Here is a 3,090-nt window from a genome sequence, read left to right on the forward strand (position 1 = left end):
CCTTTGGGGCGAACTTGCTCTTGGGAAACCTGCTGAGGAACTCCTTAGCCTTATCTATAGCCTTCCAGGTGTACTCCTGGTCCCTGTAAGGGTCTGGGGCTACCTTCACGTAGCTGTCAACGAGCAGGTAGTATGCCTCCTCAGTCCTCGGTAGCTTTGGGTAGTAGAATATGTAGTCCTCAAGGCTCACAACCGCGTTTATGTAGTCTTCGTCAAGGTAATAGCTCTTTGCAAGGAGAAACTTAGCGTTCTCTATCTGCTTTGGGGTCAGGTAATCCATGTACTTGAGGGCTTCATTGAAGTTCCATGCTGCGTCTCCGTAGTCCCCCTCCTTGTAGTCCTTCAGAGCCTCGGCGTAGTACTCCTGTGCCCTCTTAGCCCTCTCAGCCTCGCTTATCTTTGCACATCCCGATAGGAGCACGAGGAAGATAAGAAGAACGTAGATTCCTCTCCTCATGGCTCACCCCGAAAGGAACATCTCGTAGTAATCTGGGGGGACATTGCACTCCTCCTTTATGGAGACCCACCTCTCCATGTTGCTCTTCCTAAGGAGCTCCTCCACCCTGTCCTTTAGGACAGGGTTAACTCTCAGCTCAAGGTATCTGCCCTTAAAGTAGTTTATCTCCTTCTCAATCTCGTAGAGCACAAGCTCCGGGCTCTTTATGAATCCCTTACCGTGGCAGTAGGTACACTTGACCGATAGAAGGCGGGTCACGCTCGGGGTCTCCTTCTTTCTGGTAAGCTCAAGGAGACCGAGCTGGGTTATGCCGTAAACGTGAACCTTTGAGCCCTCGTCCGCAAAGAGGTCCTTCACCTTCTTTACCAAAAGCTCCTTGTTCTTCCTGTCCTTCATATCTATGAAGTCAATCACCACTATACCGCCTATGTCCCTGAGCTTTATCTGCTTTACTATCTCCTCGGCAGCTTCAATATTCGTTCTCAGGGCGTTCTCCTCAAGGGTCTCCCCGCACCCGGAACCGCTGTTAACATCAATTACAGTCATCGCCTCCGTTTCCTCAATCACTATGTAGCCACCTCCCCTGAGCCACACGTACTTGGCGAAGAGCTTGGTCAGTGCCTTATCAAGGTCGTACTTCTTAAAGAAGACGCTTATGTTCTTGACGTACCTCACCTTGCCTATGAGCTCTGGGAACATATATTCAAGGTATCTTAGGAGCTCAGCCCAAAGCTCCCTGTCGTCAACAACTATCTCCGATATATCGTTCCAGTTGTCACGTATCAGCTGAACGTAGAAAGGGTCCTCTTCATAAACGAGCCCCACCTTAATTGAGGACGCCTTTGCCTTTATCTCCTCCCAAAGAGCCCTCAGCCTGCTCAGCTCCTCCTTGAGCTCCTCCTCCGATGCCCCTTCCGCTGAGGTTCTGACAATAACGCCCTCCTCCTGAAGGAGGCTTTCTAAAAACTCCTTCAATCTCTCCTTCTTCTCCTCACCCTCAATCCTTGAGGACAGGAGGACCTTCTTCTCACCCGGAAGGTAAACGAGGTACCTCCCCGGAAGGCTTATCCTGCAGGTAACCTTTCCCCCCTTATCCTCAATGGGTTCCCTCTTCATCTGGACGAGGATGTCCGAACCAACGGTGGGTGGAGAACAGCTCTCTTCCTCAGAGCTTCCGTTCTGACCCTTTATGGGAAGGTACGCCTCTTTATCAAGTCCCACATCAATAAAGGCTCCGTTGAGGCTCTTTGCCAGCCTCCTCACCTTTCCTTTGAAGATGCTCCCGGCGAGCCTCTTCTCGCTCCTCTTCTCAACCCTGACCTGAGCTATCTCCTTATCCTTTATTAGGAAGCTTAGGATTAGACTCTTGCTGGCAGATATGACGAGACGAACATCCATTAGGGAAATATTTTAAAGTATTTTTTTGATATGCCTATTGGACTGATAGCTGGTAAGGGTAAACTTCCCCAAATATTCAAAGAGGAGGCACAGAAGAAGGGCGAGAAGGTCGTTGTGGTCGGTGTTAAGGGAATAACTGACATGGAGGCGGACGAGTACCTTCCCGCTGGGAAGGTGGGCAGATTGATAAAGACCTTCAGAAAGCAGGGGGTTGAAAGTGTGGTCATGCTCGGTAAGTTTGAGCACCGCCTCCTGTACTCAAGCCTTCTGAGCTTTGATATGAAAGCTTTCAGCGTGTTGAGGAGGGCAAAGGACAGAAGGGCTGCGAACGTTATAAGGGCGTTCATGGAGGTTCTTGAGGAGGAGGGGTTCCGCTTCATTGATCCCAGACCTTACCTTGAGAGCCTGCTCTCGGAGGAAGGGGTTATGGGGAGGAGGGAGCCATCGGAGGAGGCTATGGAGGACGGGGTGTTCGGCTTCTTGATAGCCAAGGAGATAGCGGAGCTTGATGTGGGTCAGACCGTTGTTGTAAAGGAGAGAGCGGTGGTAGCCGTTGAGGCTATGGAGGGGACTCAGGAAACCATCAGGAGGGGAGGAAAGCTCGGGGGAAAGGGGGTGAGGGTAGTAAAGGTAGCAAGGAAGAGTCAGGACTTCAGGATAGACGTACCTACGGTAGGCATGGAAACCCTTGAGCTTATGAAGGAGATTGGGGCTGATGCCCTATTCCTTGAGGCTGGAAAGGTCTACATGGTTGATAAGACAAAGTTTCTCCGTCTGGCTGACCGCCTGAACATACCCGTGGTCGGCTTGTGCTAAAATGAACTTCACTATGAAGCATAACTGGGAAGAATACAAGGAAAAGGTCTTGGAGCTCAAGCAGATATTTAAGAACAGGAACGAAGGAACGCAGACGGAGGTTGATGTCCTTTTGCCCGGAGATGAAGGCTACGACTCGGAGGCGGGAGTTCCCTACGTCAGGGTGAGGTACTACGTTGACGATGACCACTTCCATGAGAGGAAGATAGAGCTCTATGAGTACCACCTGAAGAAGGACATTCAGGACCTTGTTAATCTTGTGGAGCACTTTATACAAGAGTTTGAGATGGAGATTGACCAGAGCGAGTACGGTGGCGGGTGATAAGCTCAGGAGGGGTGGCCGAGCGGACTAAGGCGGGGGATTTGAAATCCCTTGAGGGTTCGCAGCCCTCCGTGGGTTCGAATCCCACCCCCTCCGC

At 51.1% G+C, this 3,090-nt stretch carries 4 protein-coding genes and 1 tRNA gene; 3 read left to right on the plus strand and 2 right to left on the minus strand.

Going from position 1 to position 3,090, the window contains the following annotated elements; all coding sequences use genetic code 11:
• The coding region (locus AC1HCM_RS06100; RefSeq protein WP_479460882.1) for an outer membrane protein assembly factor BamD at positions 1 to 457 on the minus strand (457 nt) is incomplete at its 3' end.
• 3 nt (positions 458 to 460) lie between these two features.
• On the minus strand, positions 461 to 1,855 hold the full coding sequence (locus AC1HCM_RS06105; RefSeq protein WP_479460883.1) for an Rne/Rng family ribonuclease: 1,395 nt from the start codon (positions 1,853 to 1,855) through the stop codon (positions 461 to 463).
• A gap of 30 nt (positions 1,856 to 1,885) precedes the next feature.
• On the opposite strand from AC1HCM_RS06105, the gene AC1HCM_RS06110 reads away from it, so the two are divergent.
• From AC1HCM_RS06110 to AC1HCM_RS06120, 3 genes are all read left to right on the plus strand, one after another.
• Complete coding sequence (locus AC1HCM_RS06110; RefSeq protein ID WP_479460884.1) at positions 1,886 to 2,671, plus strand: LpxI family protein; 786 nt, start codon at positions 1,886 to 1,888, stop codon at positions 2,669 to 2,671.
• A gap of 13 nt (positions 2,672 to 2,684) precedes the next feature.
• Positions 2,685 to 2,993, plus strand: coding sequence for a dephospho-CoA kinase (locus tag AC1HCM_RS06115; protein WP_479460885.1), 309 nt, complete (start codon positions 2,685 to 2,687; stop codon positions 2,991 to 2,993).
• Positions 2,994 to 3,001: 8 nt separating this feature from the next.
• Positions 3,002 to 3,089: transfer RNA gene (locus AC1HCM_RS06120), tRNA-Ser, on the plus strand.
• Position 3,090 lies beyond the last annotated feature (1 nt).

The organism is Hydrogenivirga sp. (genome assembly GCF_056450045.1).